Here is a 24,280-nt window from a genome sequence, read left to right as displayed (position 1 = left end):
TGTTTCTCTCAATAAGGAGTTGAAATGAAAAAGTTAATCCTGATCTTAGCGTTAATCCTAAGCGCGACGTCCTTCGTTTCTGCGCAAGCCACCTCGCTCCTGATGCGGACGCCGACGCTGAATAAAACACACATCGTGTTTTCCTACGCCGGCGATTTGTGGGCGGTGGGGCGCGATGGCGGCGAGGCTAGCCGCTTGACGACGGGAGTTGGGCGGGAATTCAGCCCGCAATTCTCGCCCGACGGGCAGTGGATAGCTTTCACCGGTGAATACGACGGGAACGTGGATATTTATGTCATGCCCGCCGCGGGCGGTGTGCCCAGGCGGCTGACCTACCATCCCGGCGGGGATCAACTTGCGGGTTGGACGCCGGATGGAAAATCAGTGCTCTTTGTCTCTGGCCGCCAGGCCGAAAGCGGGCGCACGGCGCAGCTCTTCACGATGGCTGTTGATGGCGTGCAACCGACGCAGGTGCCGCTGCCGATGGCTTACGAAGGTTCGTACTCGCCGGACGGCGCGCGGCTCGCATACGTGCCGCTGCCGCGCGCTTTCAACACGTGGAAGCGTTATCGTGGCGGCCTGGCCACTCCCATTTACCTTGCTAACCTGAGCGACTCGAGCGTTGAGAAGATACCTCGGACTGATTCCAACGACTTTAATCCTATGTGGCCGTCGGGAGATTCGCGCAAGGTCTATTTCCTTTCTGACCGCGACGGAACCATTACGCTCTTTGCGTACGACACGGCCTCCAAAAGAATATCGGAAGTAATTGAGAACGACGGCTTGGATATTAAGTCGGCGTCGGCATCCGCTGATGCGATCGTCTATGAGCAGTTCGGCTCGATTAATCTTTACGATCTAAAGTCGGGTAAGACTAAACGCGTCCCCGTCACGATCAACGCCGATGTCCCGTCAGTCCGGGCGAAGTACGAGAAGGTTGCCGACCGCATCCTGAATGCCAACCTCTCTCCGACCGGCGCGCGCGCTCTCTTTGAAGCGCGCGGCGAAATTATCACCGTGCCTGCCGAGAAGGGTGACGTACGCAATCTGACCAACACCACGGGCGTCGCTGACCGCGACCCCGCCTGGTCGCCGGACGGCAAGTGGATCGCCTATTTCTCCGATGAGTCGGGCGAGTACGCGCTCCATCTCAGACAGCAGAGCGGAATGGGCGAGGTCAAAAAGATCAGCCTCGGAAATCCGCCATCCTTCTTCTACGCGCCAAACTGGTCGCCCGACAGCAAGAAGATTGCGTTCACGGACAAGCGGCTCAACCTCTGGTACGTGGATATCGACAAAGGAACGCCGATCAAGGTTGACACCTCGCGACGCGGTGCAGGCTTCAATGCCAGTTGGTCGCCGGATAGCCGCTGGCTGGCTTACACCAAGCCTTTGGAGTCGTGGTACAGCGCGGTCTTCATCTATTCGTTGGAGGAAGCGAAAACGCGGCAAGTGACAGACGGTTTGAGTGATGCGAGTTGGGCTGCGTTCGACAAGAATGGCAAGCACCTCTACTTCATGGCCAGCACCGACATCGGGCCGAAACTTTCCGGCTTCGATATGTCGGGCTATCCGCATCAGCCGACGCGCAGCGCCTACGTGGTCGTCCTGAAAAAGACCGACCCTTCGCCGCTCGCGCCTGAAAGCGATGAAGAGAAAACCGGCGACGAGAAAAAGCCTGAAGCGGGCGACAAGCCGGCGGAGGGCGAGCAGAAAACCGATCCGGCTGCGCCTGCGGCCGCTGCTAAGCCCGGCGCTAAGCCGGATGACAAGAAGGCGCCGCCGAAAGTCACAATTGATTTTGAGCGTGCCGACCAGCGCGTCCTTGCTCTGCCAATCCCGGCTCGCAACTTCGTAGGATTGGCGACGGGTAAAGCGAATACCGTCTTCCTTATTGAAGCTGGGCCGCCTGCTCCCGGTGTGACGGGGGTCACGCTGCACAAGTTCGACATGGAGAAGCGCAAGTTCGAAAAGGTTCTGGACGGAGTGCGCAGCTTTGACCTCTCGGCCAACGGCGAAAAGATGCTCTTCCGTCAAACTGCCGGTCAAGCCGACAACTGGTTCATCGCTTCCACCACCCAGCCGATCAAACCCGGCGAAGGAAAGATCAAGACCGAGGACATCGAGGTCTATGTTGACCCGAAGGCCGAGTGGCAACAGATGTATCGCGAGGCCTGGCGCATTCAGCGCGACTTTTTCTATGACCCCAATTACCACGGCCTCGATCTGAAGGCCACGGCGAAGAAGTATGAACCGTACCTGAATGCGCTCACTCACCGCGCTGACCTGAGTTATCTCTTCCAGGAAATGTTCGGCGAGTTGACGGTCGGCCATCTCAACGTCGGGGGCGGAGACCTGCCCGACCCCAAGCGCGTGCCGGGCGGATTGCTAGGCGCAAACTACGCGATTGAAAACGGCCGTTATCGTTTCGCGAAAATATTTGATGGTGAGAATTGGAACCCGCAACTGCGCGCCCCGCTCACGCAACCAGGGGTCAACGTGCAGGAGGGCGAATACCTGCTCGCCGTCAACGGCCGGAATCTCACGGCGAATGACAACGTTTACAGCTACTTTCAGAACACCTCGAACAAACAGATTGTGATTCGCGTCGGGGCCAACCCGGACGGCGCCGGCTCTCGCGAAGTAACGGTCGTGCCGGTTCCGAACGAAGGCGGCTTGCGAACTCTGGCTTGGATCGAAGGCAACCGCCGCAAGGTGGACCAGATGACCGGCGGCAAGCTCGCCTATGTCTGGCTGCCCGACACGGCTGGAGGTGGGTACACCAACTTCAACCGTTACTACTTTGCGCAGCTCCACAAACAGGGAGCAGTAATTGATGAGCGCTTCAACGGCGGCGGTCACGCGGCTGACTACATCATCGATTACCTGCAAAAGCCGCTGAACAGCTACTGGGCAGTGCGCGATGGCGATGACTTTCGCCAACCATTCGGCACGCTGCCTGGTCCAAAGGCCATGATCATCAACGAGTACGCCGGCAGTGGCGGCGATTTACTGCCCTGGATGTTTCGCCGGCACAGCATTGGCCCACTTATCGGCAAGCGAACCTGGGGCGGGCTGGTGGGCATCGGCGGTTACCCGGTGTTGATTGACGGTGGTTCAGTAACGGCGCCGCACTTCGCGTTCTACAGCCCCGAAGGCGAGTGGGAAGTTGAGAACCGCGGTGTCTCGCCCGACATCGAGGTCGAAATGGATCCGAAGGCCTGGCGTGAAGGACGTGATCCGCAACTTGAGAAAGCGGTCGAGGTGGTGATGACGGCCCTTCAAAAGAACCCGCCACCGAAGGTAAAGCGGCCGGCGTATCCGAACTATCACAAACCCCGGCCGGTGGTAAAAGGTCGCGAGCCTGGCAACCGGCAACCATAAGCGGGCCGCTCCGGAGGAGCGGAATGTTTATAGCCGCTGCCAGTCATAGAAAGGAACATCGCCTCTTGGAAGTGAACGCCACTTCCGAGAGGCGATTACATTTTCACCGGTAAAATGGATTCACTCGGAGGGCGATTCGGACAATGAAGCTTATCAAGGCGCTGCTATTTCTTATCCTGCCCGTTTCTGTGGCCGCTCATCCGGGCGGCGGTCTGATCGCCCTCGATGCCAATACGGTGATTTTCGGAGACTCGATGTACAACGCCGTGTGGCGGCTGGAGAAGGGCAAGAAGCAACAAGCGTTAGCGAAGAACTTTCACGCGCATTGGACGACGCGCGGTTTGGATGGACGGATCTACTCAGAATCTTTTCAGGAGATGGGCGGCGCCCTGTTTCGCATTGACCTCGCCGGCGGCAAGCCTTTCAAGGTTGCCGAAGAGTCACACGTGAACGCCCTGGTTTTTGCCGTCGGCAAACGCGGTGCGCTTATTTTCCAAAAGGGCGCGCAGATCGTGGAACGGACCTCTGCCGGAACTGTGCGGCGCTTCCGAGGCGCAGGCGAAGTCGCAAAGGGCGAACCACCTTTGCAGCAGGTCATCGCCTATCATTGGGCGGCCGATGAAACACTTTACCTTTCGGATGGCAACCACCTCCGGCGTGTTGGTCAGGATGGCGTCATACGTTTGGTGGCTCGAGTCGATGGCAAGCTAATCGACCCGAAGATCTGGAACTCGACCGGAGCGCCGCGAATTTGGAGTATCGCGACCGACGAACGTAAACGCATCTACACGGCTCTTCCAGATATCGGCCAGGTTGTGCGCATCGACACGGACGGCTCGCAACACGTCGTCGACCGGAGCGTGGGCGGCTGGCGTGTCACGGCAGTGGCAACGTTCGGCGATGCTGTCTTTCTGCTTGAAAGCAGCGACTCGAACAACGACGGTCAGCGCGTCCGCGTGATCCGCGGTTCTGGAAAAGTGGAATTGCTGGGCCAGGTCGAGCCGTAATCTGGTCCCCCGACCTGACGGTCGGGGCTATTTCATCCCGGCGCTACGCGCCTTCCCTTCACTTCTTCTTGCTCGCATGCCACGCCGCCAGTAGTTCAGATTCGCGTTGCGGTTTCATCCCGGCGCGCATTCTTATCTGTCGTGCGGGTGTCTGTTTTCTGAACCACTCGAGGGTGGCCCTCGTCGTCTCGGACAACGGGCGAAAGGTCAGTCCGTGCTTGAGCGCCTTGTCGACGTTCGTCGTTAGGTAACTGATATACGGCCCCTTGCTTGAAGTCCAAATCGGAAACTCGTCGATGGCCTTCTGCTCTTTCAGGAATTCGTCCGGAACCCAGGTAAAGCGAGCGTCTGATCTCGTCGTCTTCTTAATATCGTCAAGCATTCGACCCATGCTCAGTCTTGATTTAGGTCCGGTGGCGTTAAAAGCGCCCACGGTGCCCTGCTCAACCATGCGAATGGTCCATTCCGCTAAATCGCGCGCGTCGATGATCTGCATAGGATCCGAGGGACTGCCCGGCGCCAGGACTTCGCCGCCACGTTCCACGCGCACGGGCCAATAGGTCCATCGATCGGATTCATCGCCCGGACCAACGATATATCCGGGACGAATGACGAGGGTCTTGTTAGGAAACCACTTTTCAGCTTCCGCTTCCGACTGCGCCTTCAAAGGCCCAAACAGTGAGAAGTTGCTGGCGCGCATGGTCGCACTCGTTTCTTTCAACGCATCCGCGCCCGTGTATTTCGTGAGCGGCGCCGTCTCGTCCATGCCCTGCTTGCTGGTGTCGGCATAAACCGCGGTGGAAGAAATGTAAACGTAGCGGTCGGCATTACCTTTCAGAATTTGCGCCGCGTCGCGGACCCAGACTGGAAGCGTCGCCGGATTGTCGATCACGACGTCCCAGGTTCGGCCCTTCAGCGCGTCGAGCTGTCCGTTACGGTCGCCGATTAACTGCTCGGCCTCTTTCGGCAATTCGCCGGGATGCGTGCGACCGCGATTGAATACGGTCACTTTGTGGCCGCGACTTAATGCGTAGCGCACCTGGAAGGGACCGGTAAAGCCGGTGCCGCCGAGGATCAGGATGCGCAGGCTCTTCTGGTTTTTCTGCCCGGCGAGCGATATGCCAGGGATCATTCCGAGGCCGACACCGCCGCCGGCCATGGCGGAAAGTTTAAGGAAGGTTCTCCGATTTGATGACATCAATTAAGCTCCTGATGAATTTTGCTTTCTTTCACGATCCAAAAAGGGTGCACGTTGCATATTCTTATTCACGCCGCGGCTTTAGCCCGGCGGTGAACTGCCGCGATAAAACAGAAACCCTTTGAAACGGTTTCCAAGCCGGGCGCCGACTTGATCGCCGCGCTAAAGCGACGGCGAGAATGAGAGGTTGTTTTCAAACCGAACAGTGCGCACAACTCTAGAATCTTACTGGTTGCAACCCATTTGTGCAGACTAACTAGTACGCACGAAACCACCAAGAGGTTTACAGAGCTCGAGGAGATTGTGGGCCCCCGGCTTAGCCGCCGCACAGGCTACCGCCCCCGCCGCTTCGCGGTTCGTTGCCGCCCATGCGGGAATTCCATTCACGATTTACCATTTACCATTTACTATTCGTGGATATGGTCATCCAAAGACTACGGCCCGGCAACTTGCATGGTCACGTCACAAAGAGTCTGGCAGTTGCGGATTTTATTCTGACGGAATCGGCGTTTGACCCGCACTCCAGATTGCCGCGGCACGCTCACGAAAACTCGTACTTCTGTTTCGTCTTGCAGGGAGCCTATACCGAGCGATACGGAAACCGAGAAGTTGTTTGTCGGCCTTCTGCTTTGACGTTTCGCGCGTCAGGCCAAACACACGAAGATCTTGTTCATGGCGCAGACGCCCGAGTCTTCGTGCTGGAAATTTCTCCCCAGTGGATTGATAGACTACGAGCGGATTCCCTTAGGTTGGAAAGCGCATTTGAGTTTTATGGCGGTACTTTGACGAGACTATGCGCGCGACTCAATCGTGAGTTTCACAAGACCGACAGCGCCGCGAAATTAGCGATTGAAGGTTTAGCACTCGAGCTTTTGGCTGAGGCCACCCGGCAGCCTGTCAACGGAATCGGAGCCGCACCTGCATGGCTCAGGCAAGCTCGCGAAATGCTTACCGAACACTTTTCCGAAAACTTGAAGCTCACACAGATCGCGGCTGAAGTTGGCGTACATCCCGTTTACCTGGCCACAGCTTTTCGCCAGAAGTTCGGAGTCACGGTTGGTGAATTCGTGCGCAAACTAAGAATCGAACATGCCTGCGCCGAACTCAAACGCGAAGACCTGCCGTTGTCTGCGATCGCTTTGCAGGCAGGCTTCGCGGATCAGAGCCACTTCTCAAAGGTCTTTAAATCGCATGTTGGGATCACGCCGCGCGAGTATCGAAGCTTCGTGCGCGAATCTTAAAATCATACAAAATCCTAATCTGGTAACAGACGGCGACGTTGTCCTCAGGTAACATGCGGCTCTCTCGGTGGCTTCCTTTGTGGAGCTCAGTGTCTCGGTGGTGATTGTTAAGGTAGTCTCACCACAGAGGCACAGAGCTTCACAGAGACTCACGGAGTTTTGAAACTTCAACACAGGTTAAAGCAAGGGGTCCCATGAAAATTTGTTTGCTGTTACTTTGTTTCCTGTGCTTGCCGGCGCCGGAAGTTAGCGCGCAAGAGAAACTCTCGCCAAATCAGCCCGTGGCCAGAAAGATCGAGCCCGGCAAGACTGATTTCTTCTCAATTGCCCTGAACGACGGTGACTATTTCAACATTTCGCTGGGGTACAAGGGCAGGGTCAACGTTTTTATTCTGAATCCCGACGGAACGGTGGCTCGGCGGGCAACTGGCTCAGCGACCGAGGCGAAAGGATCGTTTCCCTTTGCTGCCGAAGGCGCCGGCTCGTATTCCTTCAAGATTGAGAATTCGGGCGACCAAACAGCCAGTTATGAATTGTCCATCGGCGCAGTGGTCTCGCTCGACGAGCGACTCAAACCTCAGCCCGCGAGCGATCCCTATCCGACCACACGGATTCAGGCTCTTCGTAAACAGATTAGCGCAGGTGAGACAAACACAGAGAGCTTCTGGAAAGAGGTAAAAGCACAGGGCACGCCGCTCACCGAAGCCTATGGTTCAGACGGCAAATATCAACTGGTTACATTCCTGTGGCGAAGTAAGCACGACACGAGAAATGTGTTCGTCATAGGCTCTTTTTGGGGGTTTGATGGTACGGCGAACAAATACTCGATGCACAACATTCCTAACTCGGACATTTGGTATTTGACCTTGAAGCTCCCCAGCGGGACCCGGGTTAACTACCAACTGTCGCCAAACGATCCCTTAACGTCCGAGGGTCCGCGCGCTGCACAGCGCGCAGCCACCAGGCAGGCGGATCCGTTCAGTCTGAATCCGTTATCCAAATGTCCGCCCGAGACCAGCAAGTTCAGATGTCGAAGCGTGGCGGAGTTGCCTGGAGTTGCGCCGCAACCATGGCTCGTCAGCAAACCCGGAGTAGCGGAAGGACGCGTCGAGAAACAAACCATCAAGAGCGCCATTCAAAAAATTGACCGGCCCTTTTCTGTTTACACGCCGGCTAACTATAAAGCAGATGGTCCCCCCAATGCGCTGTTGATTTTGTTCGACGGCGAAGACCTGGCGAACGATGCGTCTCCAGTGACGACGCTGAACAATCTCATTGCAGCTTCCAAAATTCCTCCGACCGTTGCGGTATTTGTTGAGAATGTTCCCGGCCGGCGTCTGGTAGACCTCGTCGCCAGCGATGAGTTCGCGGATTTTACGGCCAAGGAACTTCTTCCCTGGGTTCGGTCACACTACAACGTTACAAAGGACCCGAAGAAAACCGTGGTCACTGGCTATAGCGCTGGTGGTCTTGCATCAGTGTACGTCGCTCGGCGTCACCCCAGGGTCTTTGGCAACGTACTCAGCCGATCCGGCGCCTTTTGGTGGTCGCCCGAACATAACGATGGAATCTGTGGCGCACGCTGTCCCGATTCCGGGGGACGCGGCGGCGACGGCTCGCGGGATGCTACGACCGAAGGCAACTTCCTGGTTAAGGAATTCCTGGCGAGTCCCAAATTGCCTCTGCGCTTTTATCTAACGGCGGGAACATTTGAAGCCGACACCGCCGGCAGTGGCGGTGAGATCCTGGAAAGCACGCGTCATTTGCGTGACGTATTACTCGCTAAAGGCTACCAGGTTCACTATCAGCAGTTCGTCGGCGGCCACGATGGTTTAAGTTGGCGTGGGGCGCTCGCCGACGGCCTGATCAATTTACTCGGAGCTCATTAGGATTCTACGCGTCAGTGCTGGCCGCAGCCGTCTAATACTGGGAGATGTTTTGGGAGAAGGCAGGGTGGGTGGCTATATCGACCAGATCAAAACACAACTTGAGTGTCGATCCCGTCGCTATTCTCGACTTCGTCGAGAACTCTCACCCCACCCTCTCCCAAAGGGAGAGGGATTTGCTCCGGGTCTGACACGAGCTCTCCCATTATTTCCAGAGCTATTTTCTTGCCGGCGCGGAAAACTCGCCCAATATCTCCAAAAGCTTTTCCGGCGACTCCAAGCCAAAGGTGCGCTGCCAGCCGCCGCGTTCGTCGTTTAAAACAAATGCAATCGGCGTATGTTCCCCGCGCCGCGGGCCTTCGCCCAAGAATGCCTTTAGTAACGTTTGCATCGCCGGTGTCTCTCCCGTAACAAGCGTCCAGCCGGGTTTTGGTCCAAATCGCGCACTCCAGGCTTTGAGTTTTGCCGGCGTATCGGTTTCGGGATCAGTGCTGATCGACAGCAGGTACACGTCCTTTATCATTCGCTTCCCCAGCAGTGCTTGCAGCCGGGCGAAGTTGTCACCCGAAAGTGGGCAGTAGGACGTACACGAAGTGTAGATGAAGTTGATTACGACCTTTCTGCCTTTGACCAAGTCGGTATAGAGCCGTTGCTTCTTTCCGTTCTGATCCAGAATTTCAACATCAGGAATCGCTAGTCGAGCCGGCACAGACGGGGAGGAGTCTGTGACCGGCTGATGTCCATGCGAATGGCCCGTTGCGTTCTTCTGCTGCTGCGCTCGCGCTCCCACGGTGCAGAGCAGGAGCAAACAGCAGCATAGAAGTGATTGCGTTTTGAGCTTTGCCACGTTCGCTTCCCTCCCCATCAAGAGATCTTGATGATCGATGCCACAGATGGCACGCCCGCGCTGTTGATGATGAACAGCATGTAATGTCCGGGCGGGCAAAGATTCCCGTCAGCAGGCATCGTGACGTTCAAACCACCAAGGAACGACGTAAAGCTCAAATTGTTGAAGCGCTGATTTTGGTTGAACGAATGGGTTGTCGACGACAACCTGACTAAAGTCACTTTAGAAATATTCTGTGAAGGAGGATCTACGGGCTTTCCTACGGTGATGGTTTCGCCGTAAGTTGCCGTGGCCTGCACCGAAGTGATCGACGGTCGTGGGACTTCATTGCCGCTCGCGTCGAAGAGATACGGCGGCGAGTAAATTTCCGTCTGTTGGATTTGGTCGGACATACCTGGGCAGCCGCCGCCCGCGCCCCAGGGCGTTGTGCCACCAACCAATACTCTTCCATCGGGCAACAACACGGCCGCTGAATGATAGAGCCGCGGATGTGTTGCTGCGGCCGTAAACGACCAGGTGTCGGTCGCCGGATCCCATATCTCGCCCTCCAACACCCAATTGTCATGACAGGTGTTGTTGAAGCCGCCGCCTTTGGTGCCTCCCGTAACCAGCACCTTCCCGTTTGGCAGAATGGTCGCATTCAGATGACGCCGCCGGTAGGTCATTGAGGCCGCGGGCGTCCAGGTGGGAGGCGAATCATATAGATTGATCTTCTCGGCTGTGTTGGTGGGCACGACGGCGCCGAGAGGACCTTCAGGTTTGTTGCCTCCGCCAATAACGATAATCTTGTTGGGTTCATACATGACCGACGTACCTTCATCACGAAGGCCGTAGATGCTGTTAGGTCCCTGACTCCAGGAGCCGTTGCCGCTGGTGTTGATGAAGTAGGTCGATTGGGTTGGGCCGGAGTTATACGCCAGGCCACCAGCCGTCAGGTGCATCCAGGGATAGAGCCAAAGATGTTGCGGTGTTGCCGCTCCGGGAATGTCGCGCCATCCCCCCGTAGTCTTCCAAACCTGCGGGTAGTTATTAAAATTGAGCTGGCTACCCACCAGATACGATCCCGAAATAGTAAGCGTCTCGCCGTTTGCGAGAGCCACGTTAGTCGGATACCACCGCGGCAAGTACATGTAGTCCGAACCGTTGGTGAACGTATTGTTCGAGGGATCAAAAATCGTAGTGTCATAGACTCCTGAATTCGGTGGACCTTGAAAGGTGGTGCCACCCGTAATCAAGAGTCTTCCGTCCGGCAAAAGTGAATGACCGCTACAAAACAGATCAAGCCAATAGTTGTAGAGAGTTGAAACAGTAGTGTAGGGAGGATCCGAAATCCGGACGTAGGTCTGGATTGGAGGATTCCTACAAAACGGGCATGGAGGTGCGCTGGCCGGAAATTGCGTCCATGACAGGACCTTCCCATTAGGCAGAACATGTAAGTGGACCGTCGCCGCGGTGAAGAATCCGTTGGTCCACTTTCCCGTTTGACCATAAGTTTGCAGCGGTCTACGGATACCGCGCGGCTTCTTTGCAAATGCAGACATGGGAAGAACTGCAAGACAAAACGTAACGACGAGCGCGATCGACACAACTCGATTCGCCGATGCCGAGATGGCAGCAGGTTGGTGTGACATAGGGTACTCCTCTGGTTAGCTGCGTTGAGTTGGAAACGCGAGGAAGGGCCAGAGCGTTCGTTCAATCGGCAGAGCCTGGAAAGCGGGGCTCGCGCCTCTCATTGAATTCTGCCTGGTTCAAACGCGGGCGCATTCTAGCAGATGTCCCGGGCGAGGTGAAGTTTTTTAGTGATAGAAATTATTGGCACGTTTACACATCGGGATGATGATGAGGCCCTTTCCGGTGTTCACGCCAAGGGCTTGAAAGAAGGTAGCCAATCAGCAGTTCGTCGGCGGCCACGATGGTTTAGTTGGCGTGGAGCGCTCGGGGCCGGCGTGATGGAGTTCAAAGGCGCCCGGTGCGCTAGCTCGGAGTTTTAGTTAGTACGTTCGTCCGCGTGCGGCTTCTCTTCTTTGAATTTTTCCCACTCTTGTTTTAGTTCACCACTGAGCGTACTAGGCAGGGACTCCACAGGTATTCCTCGATCCGCACAGAATTTCCGCCAGAGACGGAAGCGCGGATCAAACTGTCCGGTCTCGTCAGACACCTCGTTTACGATTGGTGGTTTCTCTTCCATGTATAACTTGCGCGATTGGCTTCAGCCGTTGTGCATGCTTTTGGATATTCGGGTCGCGAGCGAGTTCCGCGAGCAATGCTTATGCCGCCAATCGCGTCCACCACCCGATCGTCCCCGCAGGCCATATTAGGCGCGTTCAGCTCACACTAGATCGAGAGAACCCGATCCAGCGTCTTTCACTTGTATTTTTTTCGATCAAGACAAATCGAATACGTACCTGTCCACAACGCCAGAAAGGCTACGCGACTCTCTCCAGCAGGCCTTACGGGACGGGCACATCAATTGCTCTCGCTGATCTTCAGTAAACAATTCAACATCAATCGATCTTAAGGAGAATTTCGCATGACAGATAATTTGACAGGTATACAAGCAAATGAAAATGACCGAAAGGATTGGAGTCCGGCCGGCAACAGTGGGTTTTCGGAGGGAGAGAATGCCCTCACGAATTATAGTGAGACAACACAAGAAGTCGTCAGCCCGGCTGGCGCCGCCAACGAGTACACGGACAAACTGGCCGGAGTGGTGACACAAGCCAAGGATTTCCTGGGTGAGAAGGTCGGCGCCGTCGGCGGCAAAATAAAAGAATTCGCTACAGATGATCTGAGTGGAATGGCGAATAAGGCTAAAGACTTTGCGCGCCAAAATCCCGGTCAGGCGATTTTGGTTTCCGCGGCGGCCGGCTTGTTACTGGGATTGTTCGTTCGCGCCCGAAGGTAACTCTTCAGGGGCTAAACGAAAGCACAGTGGCTTCTATAAGGGGGTTTGGCGATGGCTACACCAGCTACAGCACTAGACAGGCGGTCCGAGCAGCGGACGGAAATTGAAAATCTGCCGGTACTCTTAAGTCGGCTCGGTGACGACGTAACGCGGCTCTTCGATACAAAGATGAGTCTGCTAAGAATTGAAGTCAAAGAGGATGTAACTTCATTTCTCCGGGCCGGGATCGGAATTGCGGTTGCCTCAATCGTGGCCCTCCTGGGCTTTGCTCTTGCCAGTGTAGCGGGGGCATTCGGCATTGCAACTCTGTTGGCGGATACCGACCTTTCTCAGGCGGCCAGATATGGCTTGGGCTTCCTCAGCGTAGGACTAATCTATTCGATACTTGGAAGTATCGTCGCTGTTGTGATGAAGGGCCGTTTATCAAAGCAGAGCCTCGTACCCGACCGGACGATCCGTGAAATAAGGAAGGATAAAGAATGGTTGAAGAACGAACTCTAGGACTGGTGCGTGCAACTGAAACACCAGGTGGATTGAAAGAACTGGATCATGACTCCTCGAAGGATCAGCTCCAACAGGAAATGGAAGCGACGCGCGAATCCATTTCGAACACCGTCGATGAAATAAAGGATACAGTTGTGAATTCATATGAGTCTGTTAAGGAATCAGTTTCACAGACGCTGGATTGGCATGAGCAGGTCAAGAAGCGTCCCGTCGCTTGGGGCGCGGGCGCACTGGGAGTGGGTTTCATCGTTGGCTATGGCGTCGCCGCAGTAGTCAAGGGACCGACAAAGATCTCCGTATCGCGGTATGAAGAGGACGCTATCGATCCAAGTTATGAAGATCGACCTATGACCCAGCCGCTCGCGACTTCGCCAGGCAATGGAGGTCGGGAGCGACGGCCGCATCAGGAGTCGGGCGTTGGACTGATGCAGCGAATCAAAGAAACGCCGGCCTTCGATCGGGTGAAAAGCGAAGCCGGCGTCATCGGGAATCAGTTCGTTAATGAGATTTCGAAAAAGGCCCAGGACGTCGTTCTGCCTGCAGCAGTGGCTTGGATCGGCAGCTGGCTTGAAGGGCTGGTGCCAGCTAAATCGACCGGACAAAAAGCATCAGTACCGCCTGCGGCAGCGGGTGGGTGATCCTGCAATCACGCGAGTCGTCCAGGTTAATCAGATAGGTCTTAGATCTTTGGCTTCACACCGAAGCAATCAACTGCCCCACAATTTCCCGCGCTGCGTTGGGTCGGCCCATGCGCCGCGCGTTTCCCTGCATCGCTTTAAACCGCGCCTTATCATCCAGCAGTCTATCGAGTTTGTAGGACAGCGTAGGCAGATTGTTGCAGCGGATCGCAACTGCGGCTTCGAGTAGGTGATCTGAGTTTCGCTCTTCCTGCCCGGGGATCGGGTTCACAATCACGAATACCAATCCTTTGGCCAACGCTTCCGAGGTGGTCAGACCGCCGGGCTTTCCCATCACCAGATCTGACGCGGTCATGAGCTCATCCATCTCGAGCGTGTAACCGAACGGCTTCAGCAGCACAGTCGCATCGGACTTGATACGCGCGGCCATTCTGCTCAGACGCTTCTTCAGTTCCTCGTTACGCCCGCAGATGGCCACGATTTGCACTCGATGTTGTAACGGCAGCAGTGCATTAATAAGAGCATCCACCGAACCAACCCCCTCGCCCCCCGCGGAAAGCAAAATCGTGGTGCGATCCGGCGCCAGGCCATGTTTGGCTCGCATCGCCTGCTTGTCTTTCTTTAAAGCAAAAACGGGATCGATGGGAATTCCACTCACTGTAATCTTTGGCGGCGGGATGCCCAGCGCTTCAAGATAGACGCGTGCTTCGTCGACGGCGACAAAATAGCGCTCGTAATGATGCACCAGCCACATCGCGTGCACATCAAAGTCGGTGACGATGATGGCCTGGCGGCTGGCGAGACGCTCTTTGGCTTTCAACCACGACACAATCTCAGCGGGAAGAAAATGCGTGCAGACAATCAGGTCCGGATTGTATTCCCGCAGCAGCTTAACGAACGGCCGCGTGTTGAGCTTATCAAGCGCCAGCCGCCGTCGTTCATTCTTCCAGGGCGTGTCGAGTTTGTCGTAAATCCAACCCGGCACCTCGGGCATTTTATTGACAAGATCGATATACGCTCTTGAGTAAAGATGGCGAAAGACCTTGTTGGTGTAATTCAGCACGTCGAAGTGATGCACTTCGCTATCGCCTTTGAGCGTTTCTTTGAAGGCTTTTTCGAGCGCCTGGGCTGCGCGCACATGTCCGGCGCCGGCTGAAGCAGAAAGGAGGAGGACTTTTTTGAGCATAAGTAATAGAACAAGAGTCGTCCACAGATTATACAGATAGGACTTTCGGCTTTGGACTTTGGACTTTGGACTTTGGACTTTGGGCTTTCGACTTTGGACTAATTTCCACTTTTCAATTTTCAATTTCTTTTAGCCCGTACACTCCCGGCCTGACCCGCACCGCATATCCCTCATCTACCAACTGATGATTTCCCAGCCCGGCTTCCACGCGGCTCAACCCCGAAGCGCGCGCGGTCTCGCCGAGTTGAGTCATTCCGGCGCCTGCCAGATACGCTCGAGCGATCTCTCGTAATGCGGTCCTGCGCGCCACACGTTTTCGCAATTCTACCGGCCAACGATCTCCGGCCAGCATCCAGATGTAGGAAAACGGTTGATAAATCACATCCTGAGGAATCACCTTCATCGCGCGTTGTAACTCATCGAGCGCGCGGGTGAACGCCGCACGTTCCGTGACGCCGCTTTCGGCCCGCAGGTCGGCGGTCGCCAGTTCGTGTTCGCGCCGCAGCACCTTCAGAACACGCTGGGATGCGTCTGACAAAACGGTGGGCTCGTCCTTTTTTCGCGGCATCCAGACGGCGGCAAACGCGCTGATCAAACGCGGCGCGACAAATATCGAGCGACCGCCCGCGAGCTTCGCGTAGTAAACGCGACCGCGGCGCATCACTTCGTCTTTGAGGTACCAGGTGAGGCGCGTCTCTTCGTCCTTCTGAACATTACGCGGCAAACTGACATCCCTCCGACCGCATACCGCGATGTACAGCGACGGACCTGCGCGCCGCGTATCAGTCAAAGTATTTGCAAAGCCCACGTCTCCGATGAAACGTTCGGCATCAACCGCGCTTTCCACGCGGAGGTCTTCGTCGCGCCGCCACATTCGATCGCGATGGAGTTCGATCTCTTCGGGAAGAGGCAGAGTAGTCACTGGTTAAGGGGGCGCGCTCTATGGCGACGGTGGCGGAGGATCACCGTTGTTGTTCCCAAATAGAACGACGCAACAATGCTTGACGACGGCGCCAGCCAGGCCAGTGCCGTTGTAGACCAGTGAGGTGTCACTGATACCTGCTTGAGCTCCGCCTGTCGCATTAATGCCGGCACTGCCGTTATTCCTTATCGTGGTGTTGCGTACGTATAGGGTGCCAGACTGAACATTGATGCCGTTCTGTCTAAAGCCGTCTATCACGCAGTCTTCGACAGAGACTTTACTGGCACCGATAACGTTGATTCCGTGAATGCCGGTCCCCACCCCATTTATAGACAGCCCGCGGATACGTACTACTCGCGGATTTAGTCTTATGTTGCTCGCTATCCGTGGGATATCGATAGTAATTCCGAAGCCTTGACTGGCGAGAATCGACGCCGGAACGCCGGTACCGTCGATCGTGATCGATTTCCTGATTATCACCGGGCCAAATCCGCCGGCATCCTTTACCGTAATCTCGCCACCCGTCGCTGTCTTTGAGATAGCCCCCGCAAAGGTTTTGCATGGGGCCGGGAAACTACAGGGGTTTACATCATTGCCATCTCCTGAAACCCATGTCCGTTGTGCCTGGGCCTGAGCGCCAGACACAAATAGCAGGGCGAGAGCAAACACCGCGGAAGCGCGCAAAGTCAGTCGAAGGTTGTTCATAAGAATCTCCTTAGAGTTAGGCTAGTTTCCGGAGGGCTACAGCTTTTATCACAGTTCGACGGGCGCCTGAGAAATTTGTGCGGGCGGGAACCTTCCCGGTCCGTGAGTCGTACCGAATAACGACTTCGAAGAACATTCTTTCCTCAGGAGAGCCCATGAAAAAAGCGATCGTTATCTGGCTCATTGCGTTGCTGGCGAACTCTGCCGGTGCTTGCGTCTTTGCTCAAACCTCGCCGCCCGCAACTGCGAAGGACTTTCCCGCAGCTTATGACGCTTCAGTCGGCAAAACTTTGGCCATATTTCCGGACCTGCCCGGCATCGCAGTCGTTGTGATCAAGGACGATAAGCCGATCTTTCTGCGCGCCTATGGGATGGCCGATAAGGAAGCCGGAGTGAAGGCCGATACCGATACGCTTTATTACATCGCTTCCTCGACCAAATCGTTTACGGCGCTGGCAGCCGCGATGCTGGATCAGGAAGGCAAGATTAAGTTCTCGGATCCTTTGACAAAATACACTTCAGGCATCCGATTCAAGAATGACATACCGGACAAGATCACGATCCGAGATCTCTTAACCCACACCAGCGGACTGCGGAACAACCCGCTCGTTAACCGCCTCGCCTTCACGGGCCAGATCGATCAAAGTGAGCTTGATCGGGTCCTGGCTGAAGGCACTACTCTTAACGAAGCGAACTTCGGTAAGTACGCGTACACCAATCTCGGCTACAACATTTACGGTCTCCTGCTTCATTACAATTTGCAGAAGAAATGGCAGGACGTGCTGCAGGAGCGCATATTCACTCCCGCGGGTTTACAACACACTACTGCCTACACTTCAAAGGCGCGCGCCAGGAAGTACAACATCGCGGCGCCATATGTGATCGACACCGACGCGGCCAACGCAGGCAAGATGGTGCGAAGCCAGCTTGAAAAGACTGATGAGAACATGCAGTCGGCCGGTGGCATGTTCATGAGCATCTCGGATCTGGGCAAGTGGCTTAACCTGAACATGAACAGCGGCAAACTCGGCGGCAAACAGGTCTTCCCTGCCGATCTTATCCGCAATGCGCACACTGGACTCACCACCAGCACACGTAATGAACCGCCATTTTCGGGCGAAGGTGAATACGGGTTAGGCTGGCAGATCGGTAAGTACCGCAACGAAAAGGTGATCTATCACCATGGCGGGTATCCCGGGTATCGCAGTCATGTTTCATTCATGCCTGACAAGAAAATCGCAGTCGGGGTGCTGGTAAACAACGACGCGCTCGGCGGGCGATTGGCGGACATGTTGGCTGCCTATGCTTATGACTGGTGGCTGCGAACGGAGAATTTTGAGGCAGATTTTGAAAAGCAATTACAGCAGGACGCTAAGACTTTTGAGAACAGAAGACAGCGCGTGGTGGATGAAGCCGCTGCGCGGGCCAAGAGAGAGTGGCAGCTGAGCAAGCCGTTCACTGACTATGCCGGCATTTATAAGCACGACATGCTTGGGACAATCGAGATCGTCGCAAAGGATAAAGCGCTCGCGCTCCGCATGGGTAAGCTCAACACAATAGCTACGCCGTATACCGAACCGGACACCATTCGCGTCGTGGTGCTGCCCGGAGGAAACGGTGAAGTAATCAGCTTCGCGAAGGATGCCGAAGGAAAGATCGTGTCTTTGAATTACGGAGGAGGCACCTTAATGAGGGTCTCTAAATCAGAGGACGTTACCGGTCGTGAGGTTTTGGCGATTGTGACGAAGTTCGAACCGAAGGCTTACACCGACGATCTCGGAGACGGAAAGGTTTTGGTTTCCGACATCGTTCGTTTTGCAGTGGTCGAGCCCACCGAGCTCAAGCACGTCACCGTCATGGCTTATTATCAAGGCGCCCCCAACCTCGAGGGGAAGAGATTGAAAGTCGGCGATCACGTGCGCTTCGAACTTCCAACCGCCGCGCAACGTAACGGCATTCTCCTGCAGGATCTCAAGGGCCTGCGCTTCCGGGAATAATGAGCTGGGTGTCAGTACCGCGGCGGTAGCGACCCGAAAAATAATAAGGTTCTGAGCGAGTGGAGCGCGGCTTTGCCGCCGCACATGGCGGAAAGGCTCCGCCTTTCCGGTGTGTCATCATTGTGAACATTCGAGGCTACGCCTCGAAACGGCGGCTTAGCCGCAAATCTTAAGAAGTAACTCCCGGTAAGCCGAAGGCTTACCGCTATGTGCTGCGGCAAAGCCGCATGTGAAAGCCATGAGCCCCCACTACCCGATACCCTCTCCTATTCACGCTTTACCATTTTACGATTTACTATTTCCCATCTATGAAACCCTTCTCCAGAAAAGTCGCATGGTTGGTCCTGATGGCGGTCATCATCGCGAGCGTACGTTCAAAGAAGAATTGATCGAGTTTCTTGACGAGCACGCTATCGAGTACGACGAGCGATATCTCTGGAAATGAATCCGACCCTTACAGGTCGATAAATCATTGGGCCGATTTCCGGTGGCGTTGCCACCGGCTATTAAATCCGTCCCCTGCGGGGACGATCGATTCACGATTCACGGTTTAGAAAGGCTTCTTCAAGATCCGGCCGGCTTTCTTAAAAAGCGACTTGATTTTTGAATCCTTGTCCTGGTTTTGCGTTTTGGATTGAGGAGTGGGTTTGTCCGGCGAGGGCTTAGGAGGAACCGAAATCGTGTTGGATCGCACTGCGGCTTTCGGGCTTTCAGCCGGCGCCGGTAATGTCTGGTTTGGCGTCGGTTTCGGTGCGTTGATGACCGGGGCAGGCGTTGAAATCTGAACGCGAGTTGCCGGCTCAATTGAAATTCGCTTCTCTGTAATGCGCTTCTCGTTGGCGGAAGACCTGGGCTGGCTCGGCTTAGCAAATGGATCTCGCGCGTGCGTTGCGGGCACCGGGGAAGCTTCAACCGGTTTTGCCGGACTAGCCGGCTCAGCTACCTCCGGGCTGTCTGAGACAGGAGCCTTCGGAACTTCATTCGCAACGGCCGGTTGGGACGTGGCAGATGATGCACTGGATTTAGGTGGCGCGGCGCGATAGAGAGTCACCAGCACACTGCCAATCACAATCAGGGCGAGCAGTGGAATCGCAAGAACGCTCCGAATGGATTTCAAGTCTTTTCTTGCCGTGGGTTGGGGAGGTGCAACCTGTGGCAGGAAGGACGTAAACCTCAGCACGGTGCCGTCCATATCACAGCACTCCTGCTCGTCCCCGTAAAGAAACTCACACTCCGGACAGCGTTTCATACGAGCCTCCTCAGCATGATTGGGGGGCGCGGGTTCTGGTGGGACCTGATCGGTAGCTTACCGAAAAGCCGGTCGCGAGGGGAAGAGTTTTGTCAGAGATGCATGGATTCGACAGCGATTCTGCGGTTTTAAGTGCATTCCCTCATCACGCCGCAGGCGTGGGAGAAGTAGCCAGGCCGGGGTCCCCACGCGGGCATCCCGCGTGGGGTGGGAGAGGTAAGTCCCGACTTGTCGGGACGCCACGCTTGGATCATGAGGTCAGTACCGTGAGCGGTACTGACATATTCGATCCACCAAGTTCGGAACCAAACTGACTAGGCGACGTTAAAAGGACTAAGTTTCATGTTCGACTGCTGCACGGACTCTACCGGAACTGCGCAGAAAATTGATTGAAAAAGATGTAAGTTAAGAAGCATGTGTACCAGCGACAATTGTAATGAGGACCGGCGATCGTTCCTCGTCGGCGCCACCGCCGCGGTTATCGGTGTCGCGGTCTCGCCAAAGATAAGCGCGCAGCAGCCGCCACCAACAAACGCCTTAAGCGACGAAAGCGTTCTTCAGAACATGGTCTCGTTCAAAAGTGGCGCGGATACCATCGAGGGCTATCTCGCGCGTCCTAAAAAACCCGGAAGGTTTCGCGCCGTTGTGGTGCTTCATGGAAATCTTCATCTGCCGGAAGACCATCGTTATACCGCGGCTCAATTGGCGCAAGCCGGTTTCGTAAGCCTCGCCATCAAGCGTTTCTCCCGCACGCCCGACCTGACAATGGCTGAGCTCAATCGATCGGATCGAGAAGACCGGCGCTACCTCAGCGGTGCTTTTAGCCAGCAGGAACTTCGAGATGCGCAAGCGGCGATCAACTACCTAAAGTCTCTACCTCAGGTGAAGCGTGGCGGCGTTGGCATGGTTGGTTTTTGTGGCGGCGGCTATCAAAGTCTGATGCTGGCCACCAAGTCTCGCGACGTCGATGCGGTGGTCGCGTTCTATGCCCCGCCCGTTCTGCTTGAACAGTTTCAAACACCTAATGATCGCAAACCGAATGTCATGGACGTGGTAAAGGAGATCAAGGTTCCGATCCAGGGTCATTATGGAACTGCTGATTATGCGATTAAGGTCACTGAGGTGCAGAACTTTGAGCAAGCGTTACGAGCGCAACGCACGCCCGCGGAGTTCTTTTATTACGAAGGAGCCCGCCACGCGTTCTGTGACTACACTCGCGGTAGCTATGATCCAGAGGCTGCGAAGCTGGCCAAGAGTCGGATGTTGGATTTTCTCAAGCGGCGGCTGAAGTAACGTTAAGAACTCGAGCGTCCTCCACCGCAGAAGCACCATACGCAACCCGAAGGGTTGCAAGAAAGTAGCCGGTGGTCGGAGTCTGCGGAGACCACCGGAAAAGTCGTCCTTACGACCCGCACCCCGGAGGGGTGCCAGACCTTCGATGTAAAGATCTTTTACGTTGACCTGTGATTTAGACTTCGTTCATGGGCTCAACCTTCTTCAGCCTGCACTATCACCTCGTGTTCTCGACCAAAGAACGAAGACCTTTCATCAAGTCCGAATGGCAGCCACGTCTTCATGCCTACCTCGGCGGGATCATTAAAGGAATGCACGGTTTGCCCGAGATTGTCGGGGGAGTTGACGATCATGTCCATATCCTGGCGAGTCTCAGGCCAGTGCACTGCATTGCCGATGTCCTTCGCGACTTGAAGAAGGAGTCGTCCACGTGGGCTAAGGAGAATTTTGATCGCAGATTCACGTGGCAGGAGGGTTATGCAGCGTTCACAGTAAGCCCCACGGCGACCGACTCGGTGCGGCGGTACATTGCCACGCAAGAGGCGCATCATCATAAACATTCCTTTGTTGCTGAATTGACAGAGCTTCTCAATGGCGCGGGTATCGAATTTGACGAGAAATATCTATTGTGAGGTCTGGCACCCCTCCGGGGCGGGTCAATTAATCTCGCACATCCGGTGGTCTCCGCGGACTCCGACCACCGGCTACTTTCTTTGCACCCCTGCGGGGTGCGTTAACGCACGCTCCCGATCCGGAGGTCTGCGCTTCGCTCCGACCACCGGCTACTTTCTTCGCAACCCTTCGGGTTGCTGCTCGATTCCACGTTACACAACCTGACCGGCGGCGAAAGCCGAGGCCCAAGCCCACTGAAAGTTGTAGCCACCTAGTTGGCCTGTCACATCCACCACTTCGCCGATAAAGTAGAGCCCGGGAACGCGCCTGGCTTCCATTGTTTGTGACGAGAGTTCCGCGGTAGAGACGCCTCCGACTGTCACTTCAGCTTTGTTGAAGCCTTCCGTTCCGGCCGGCGTAAGCTGGAGCCGGTGAATGTTAGCCGCAATTTCCTGAAGCTCCTTGCCGTTGTAAGTTTTCAGCGGCCGGGACGCTCCATAAAGATCGCACCAGGCGTGGGCAAACCGTCGCGGCAAGTAACGTGATAACAGATTAACCAGCTCAATCCGGGAGCTCGCTCCTCCGGTCGCGCCCTGTGTGACCCCCTGGGCAGAACCTGGTGCTGAATCGCCCTCGCTTATTCTGGCCGCCGAAATGATCTCCATTACGTCTTCATCGGGTAACAGGTTGATTGAGATCGACTCGCCGGGTTGCCAGTAATTTGAAACTTGCAGTATCGCCGGCCCACTCAAGCCGCGATGTGTAATCAAAATGTTTTCCCGAAACGATGGAGACGATGGAGACTGGGGACAAGTGACCAGGGCGTCAATCGAGACTCCGCTAAGCGCCGCCAAAGCTTTCAGAATCTGTGCCGGCAGCGTTAAAGGCACCAGGCCAGCGCGTGTGTCTTCAATGCGCAGCCCAAATTGTCGCGCAATGCGATAACCGAAGTCGGTCGCTCCCAGCGGGGCGATAGATAACCCGCCAGTGGCAATAACCAAGGAGGAGGAGTGGAAAGTGCCTTGATTGGTTTGCAGCATGAACGAGCGCCCGGCAACAGGTTCGTGGCTATTAATGTTTTGGGCCACCTGAAGGACTGCGCAGCCGCAGCGAATCTCCACGGCAGCGTCTCGGCACTCGCGGAGCAGCATGTCGATGATCTGTTGCGAGCTGCCGTCACAGAAGAGTTGGCCCAGCTTCTTCTCGTGATAAGCGATGCCGTGTTTTTCAACGAGGGCGATAAAGTCCGCAGGTGTGTAACGGGCGAGCGCTGACTTGCAGAAGTGTGGGTTGCGGGAAACGAAGTTATCGGGGCTGGTCCCGGTATTGGTGAAGTTGCAACGCCCGCCGCCGGAGATGGCAATCTTTTTGCCGACCCGGTCGGCGTGTTCAATTACTAAGACTCTACGCCCGCGTTTGCCCGCCTCGATTGCGCAAAAAAGACCCGCCGCCCCGGCGCCAATGACAATAACGTCCCACTCATGCATAAAGACGGCCCAGGCAGATCAGATTATTACGACGACGAGCATTGAGGCCAGGGCCGAAGGGACCGGCATTGAATAGCCACGGCCGTCAGGCCGTGGAAGATGAGTTATTACAGCCGAGCGCCGAAGGTGCGGCATGAGCCGGAACAATCGGAACGGAGCCACCGGTTATTCCGGTCCTTCGGACCTCGCAATCACTTCCTAACCGGATTCCCCGACCTAACGGTCGGGGCTATTGCATGACTGCGCTTCGCGCCTCTAGACCGTCGCTACCGCTCTCGGTACTGACTTGGTTGACGTCGCGCACCGAATTTGGAGTGCGCCGGCCTGACGGTGCTTTGTATTGCGTATGCAAGCGGCGACTAGTCGCCGCACTCCATATATCTGTCGCCCGCTTCGCGGGCTAAGCATCATTTTGGGTTCGTGAACCTGGGGCTTACGCCCAGGCTTTATCTGCCGTGCGCTCCGCGTACTCTGGCTGCAATTCTTCAATGCTGATGCATGATCCTGCCGATCAAGAAAAAGAGGAAAACCAGAAAGACCATCATCATTCCCACTCCGGTGAGAGTTGTTGGCAGGACCCACCACTGCCGAAAGACCCGTGGCCGCGGAGCCGGAATAGGATTTTGACGCAAGCCGGTTGCGATATCGCGCGCAGCGTGTTTGTCTTCCTCCGGGTGGGCCTTTGAAAGTTCGGCGATTAGCCGGTAGCCAGTTTTGGGAATGGTTTCTATGACGTAAGGACTCTCAGGGTCATCATGGAAGATTTTGCGGAGTTCCGATATTGCGCGGGTCAGCACATGTTGGGTGACATGCGTGTCGGCCCAGACGGTCTGGAGCAGATGCTCTTTGGTCACCACCCGGCCCGGCTGATTGGCCAGGCACATCAGAACGGCCATCACTTTGGGCTGAACCTGTATCACTCGGCCCTGATCTTCAATTCTGTTCAACTGCGGTCGGATGATCCGCCCTTCAATGACTACGTCGTCCTCAAGGCGACTCCGGCTGGTCTCATGCTCCGGGTTTTGCATTTCTTCGGTTCCAGGCTGATTGGGTTGTTCGAGCTACTAACGAGATCCGATGTGGCGCAAGTTCATACGAACTGGGCACCCTTCGGGTTCCTGCCGTCTGCCGATAAGCAACCCAAAGGGTTGTTAGGGTGACTCAACTACATCGTTACCCTCATGCCGTTTCTCCCGGAAAAGACTGCACTCACCGAATT

Annotated in this window: 19 protein-coding genes; 10 read left to right on the top strand and 9 right to left on the bottom strand. The window is 55.7% G+C overall.

Annotation, left to right across the window (positions count from 1 at the left end):
• Positions 1-24 precede the first annotated feature (24 nt).
• Both VFX97_14365 and VFX97_14360 read left to right on the top strand, forming a co-directional pair.
• Positions 25-3,384 carry a PDZ domain-containing protein gene (locus VFX97_14365; protein HEX5704384.1) on the top strand — a complete coding sequence of 1,120 codons (3,360 nt, stop codon included), beginning with the start codon at positions 25-27 and terminating at the stop codon, positions 3,382-3,384.
• 143 nt (positions 3,385-3,527) lie between these two features.
• The gene (locus VFX97_14360) at positions 3,528-4,391 is read left to right on the top strand and encodes a hypothetical protein (protein HEX5704383.1); all 864 of its coding nucleotides are present in this window, start codon (positions 3,528-3,530) and stop codon (positions 4,389-4,391) included.
• A 58-nt stretch (positions 4,392-4,449) separates the two neighbouring features.
• Here VFX97_14360 and VFX97_14355 read toward each other — a convergent pair whose 3' ends face one another.
• Complete coding sequence (locus VFX97_14355; protein ID HEX5704382.1) at positions 4,450-5,589, bottom strand: twin-arginine translocation signal domain-containing protein; 1,140 nt, start codon at positions 5,587-5,589, stop codon at positions 4,450-4,452.
• A 368-nt stretch (positions 5,590-5,957) separates the two neighbouring features.
• Between VFX97_14355 and VFX97_14350 the strand changes: the two genes are divergently transcribed.
• A complete protein-coding gene (locus VFX97_14350) occupies positions 5,958-6,830 on the top strand; it encodes an AraC family transcriptional regulator (GenBank protein HEX5704381.1) in 873 nt (290 codons plus the stop codon).
• Positions 6,831-7,024: 194 nt separating this feature from the next.
• Positions 7,025-8,719: an alpha/beta hydrolase-fold protein gene (locus VFX97_14345; protein ID HEX5704380.1), complete on the top strand. Its 1,695-nt coding sequence runs from the start codon at positions 7,025-7,027 to the stop codon at positions 8,717-8,719.
• 214 nt (positions 8,720-8,933) lie between these two features.
• On the opposite strand, the gene VFX97_14340 is transcribed toward VFX97_14345, so the two are convergent.
• Positions 8,934-9,563 carry an SCO family protein gene (locus VFX97_14340; protein HEX5704379.1) on the bottom strand — a complete coding sequence of 210 codons (630 nt, stop codon included), beginning with the start codon at positions 9,561-9,563 and terminating at the stop codon, positions 8,934-8,936.
• Between the two features lie 17 nt (positions 9,564-9,580).
• Complete coding sequence (locus tag VFX97_14335) at positions 9,581-11,194, bottom strand: galactose oxidase-like domain-containing protein (GenBank protein ID HEX5704378.1); 1,614 nt, start codon at positions 11,192-11,194, stop codon at positions 9,581-9,583.
• 899 nt (positions 11,195-12,093) lie between these two features.
• On the opposite strand from VFX97_14335, the gene VFX97_14330 reads away from it, so the two are divergent.
• Genes VFX97_14330 through VFX97_14320 form a run of 3 tightly spaced genes read left to right on the top strand, consistent with a single transcriptional unit; the run spans position 12,094 to position 13,610 of the window.
• Positions 12,094-12,468 carry a hypothetical protein gene (locus VFX97_14330; protein ID HEX5704377.1) on the top strand — a complete coding sequence of 125 codons (375 nt, stop codon included), beginning with the start codon at positions 12,094-12,096 and terminating at the stop codon, positions 12,466-12,468.
• 51 nt (positions 12,469-12,519) lie between these two features.
• Positions 12,520-12,969 (top strand): phage holin family protein, encoded by a 450-nt coding sequence (locus VFX97_14325; GenBank protein ID HEX5704376.1) that lies wholly within the window; start codon positions 12,520-12,522, stop codon positions 12,967-12,969.
• Entirely contained in the window at positions 12,948-13,610 is a 663-nt protein-coding gene (locus tag VFX97_14320) for a hypothetical protein (protein ID HEX5704375.1), read from the top strand. Before VFX97_14325 ends, VFX97_14320 begins: the two co-directional genes overlap by 22 nt.
• Before the next feature lie 55 nt (positions 13,611-13,665).
• Here VFX97_14320 and VFX97_14315 read toward each other — a convergent pair whose 3' ends face one another.
• The 3 genes from VFX97_14315 to VFX97_14305 all read right to left on the bottom strand — a co-directional run bounded on the left by VFX97_14315 (position 13,666) and on the right by VFX97_14305 (position 16,423).
• Complete coding sequence (locus VFX97_14315) at positions 13,666-14,796, bottom strand: glycosyltransferase (GenBank protein ID HEX5704374.1); 1,131 nt, start codon at positions 14,794-14,796, stop codon at positions 13,666-13,668.
• Between the two features lie 112 nt (positions 14,797-14,908).
• A complete protein-coding gene (locus tag VFX97_14310; protein ID HEX5704373.1) occupies positions 14,909-15,718 on the bottom strand; it encodes a hypothetical protein in 810 nt (269 codons plus the stop codon).
• 18 nt (positions 15,719-15,736) lie between these two features.
• Positions 15,737-16,423 carry a right-handed parallel beta-helix repeat-containing protein gene (locus VFX97_14305; protein ID HEX5704372.1) on the bottom strand — a complete coding sequence of 229 codons (687 nt, stop codon included), beginning with the start codon at positions 16,421-16,423 and terminating at the stop codon, positions 15,737-15,739.
• A 155-nt stretch (positions 16,424-16,578) separates the two neighbouring features.
• Here VFX97_14305 and VFX97_14300 point away from each other — a divergent pair, with 155 nt between their 5' ends.
• A complete protein-coding gene (locus tag VFX97_14300) occupies positions 16,579-18,420 on the top strand; it encodes a serine hydrolase (protein ID HEX5704371.1) in 1,842 nt (613 codons plus the stop codon).
• 550 nt (positions 18,421-18,970) lie between these two features.
• On the opposite strand, the gene VFX97_14295 is transcribed toward VFX97_14300, so the two are convergent.
• Entirely contained in the window at positions 18,971-19,669 is a 699-nt protein-coding gene (locus VFX97_14295) for a hypothetical protein (protein ID HEX5704370.1), read from the bottom strand.
• A gap of 414 nt (positions 19,670-20,083) precedes the next feature.
• Here VFX97_14295 and VFX97_14290 point away from each other — a divergent pair, with 414 nt between their 5' ends.
• Both VFX97_14290 and tnpA read left to right on the top strand, forming a co-directional pair.
• The gene (locus VFX97_14290; GenBank protein HEX5704369.1) at positions 20,084-20,962 is read left to right on the top strand and encodes a dienelactone hydrolase family protein; all 879 of its coding nucleotides are present in this window, start codon (positions 20,084-20,086) and stop codon (positions 20,960-20,962) included.
• Positions 20,963-21,150: 188 nt separating this feature from the next.
• Positions 21,151-21,594, top strand: coding sequence for an IS200/IS605 family transposase (gene tnpA / locus VFX97_14285; protein HEX5704368.1), 444 nt, complete (start codon positions 21,151-21,153; stop codon positions 21,592-21,594).
• Positions 21,595-21,786: 192 nt separating this feature from the next.
• Here tnpA and VFX97_14280 read toward each other — a convergent pair whose 3' ends face one another.
• Both VFX97_14280 and VFX97_14275 read right to left on the bottom strand, forming a co-directional pair.
• Positions 21,787-23,061: an NAD(P)/FAD-dependent oxidoreductase gene (locus VFX97_14280; GenBank protein HEX5704367.1), complete on the bottom strand. Its 1,275-nt coding sequence runs from the start codon at positions 23,059-23,061 to the stop codon at positions 21,787-21,789.
• Positions 23,062-23,546: 485 nt separating this feature from the next.
• Positions 23,547-24,089 carry a winged helix-turn-helix domain-containing protein gene (locus VFX97_14275; GenBank protein HEX5704366.1) on the bottom strand — a complete coding sequence of 181 codons (543 nt, stop codon included), beginning with the start codon at positions 24,087-24,089 and terminating at the stop codon, positions 23,547-23,549.
• Positions 24,090-24,280: the final 191 nt, after the last annotated feature.

The organism is Pyrinomonadaceae bacterium (genome assembly GCA_036277115.1).
GTDB lineage: Bacteria > Acidobacteriota > Blastocatellia > Pyrinomonadales > Pyrinomonadaceae > UBA11740.
Note: the sequence above shows the minus strand (reverse complement) of the source record. Positions and strands in the feature narration are given on the sequence as shown.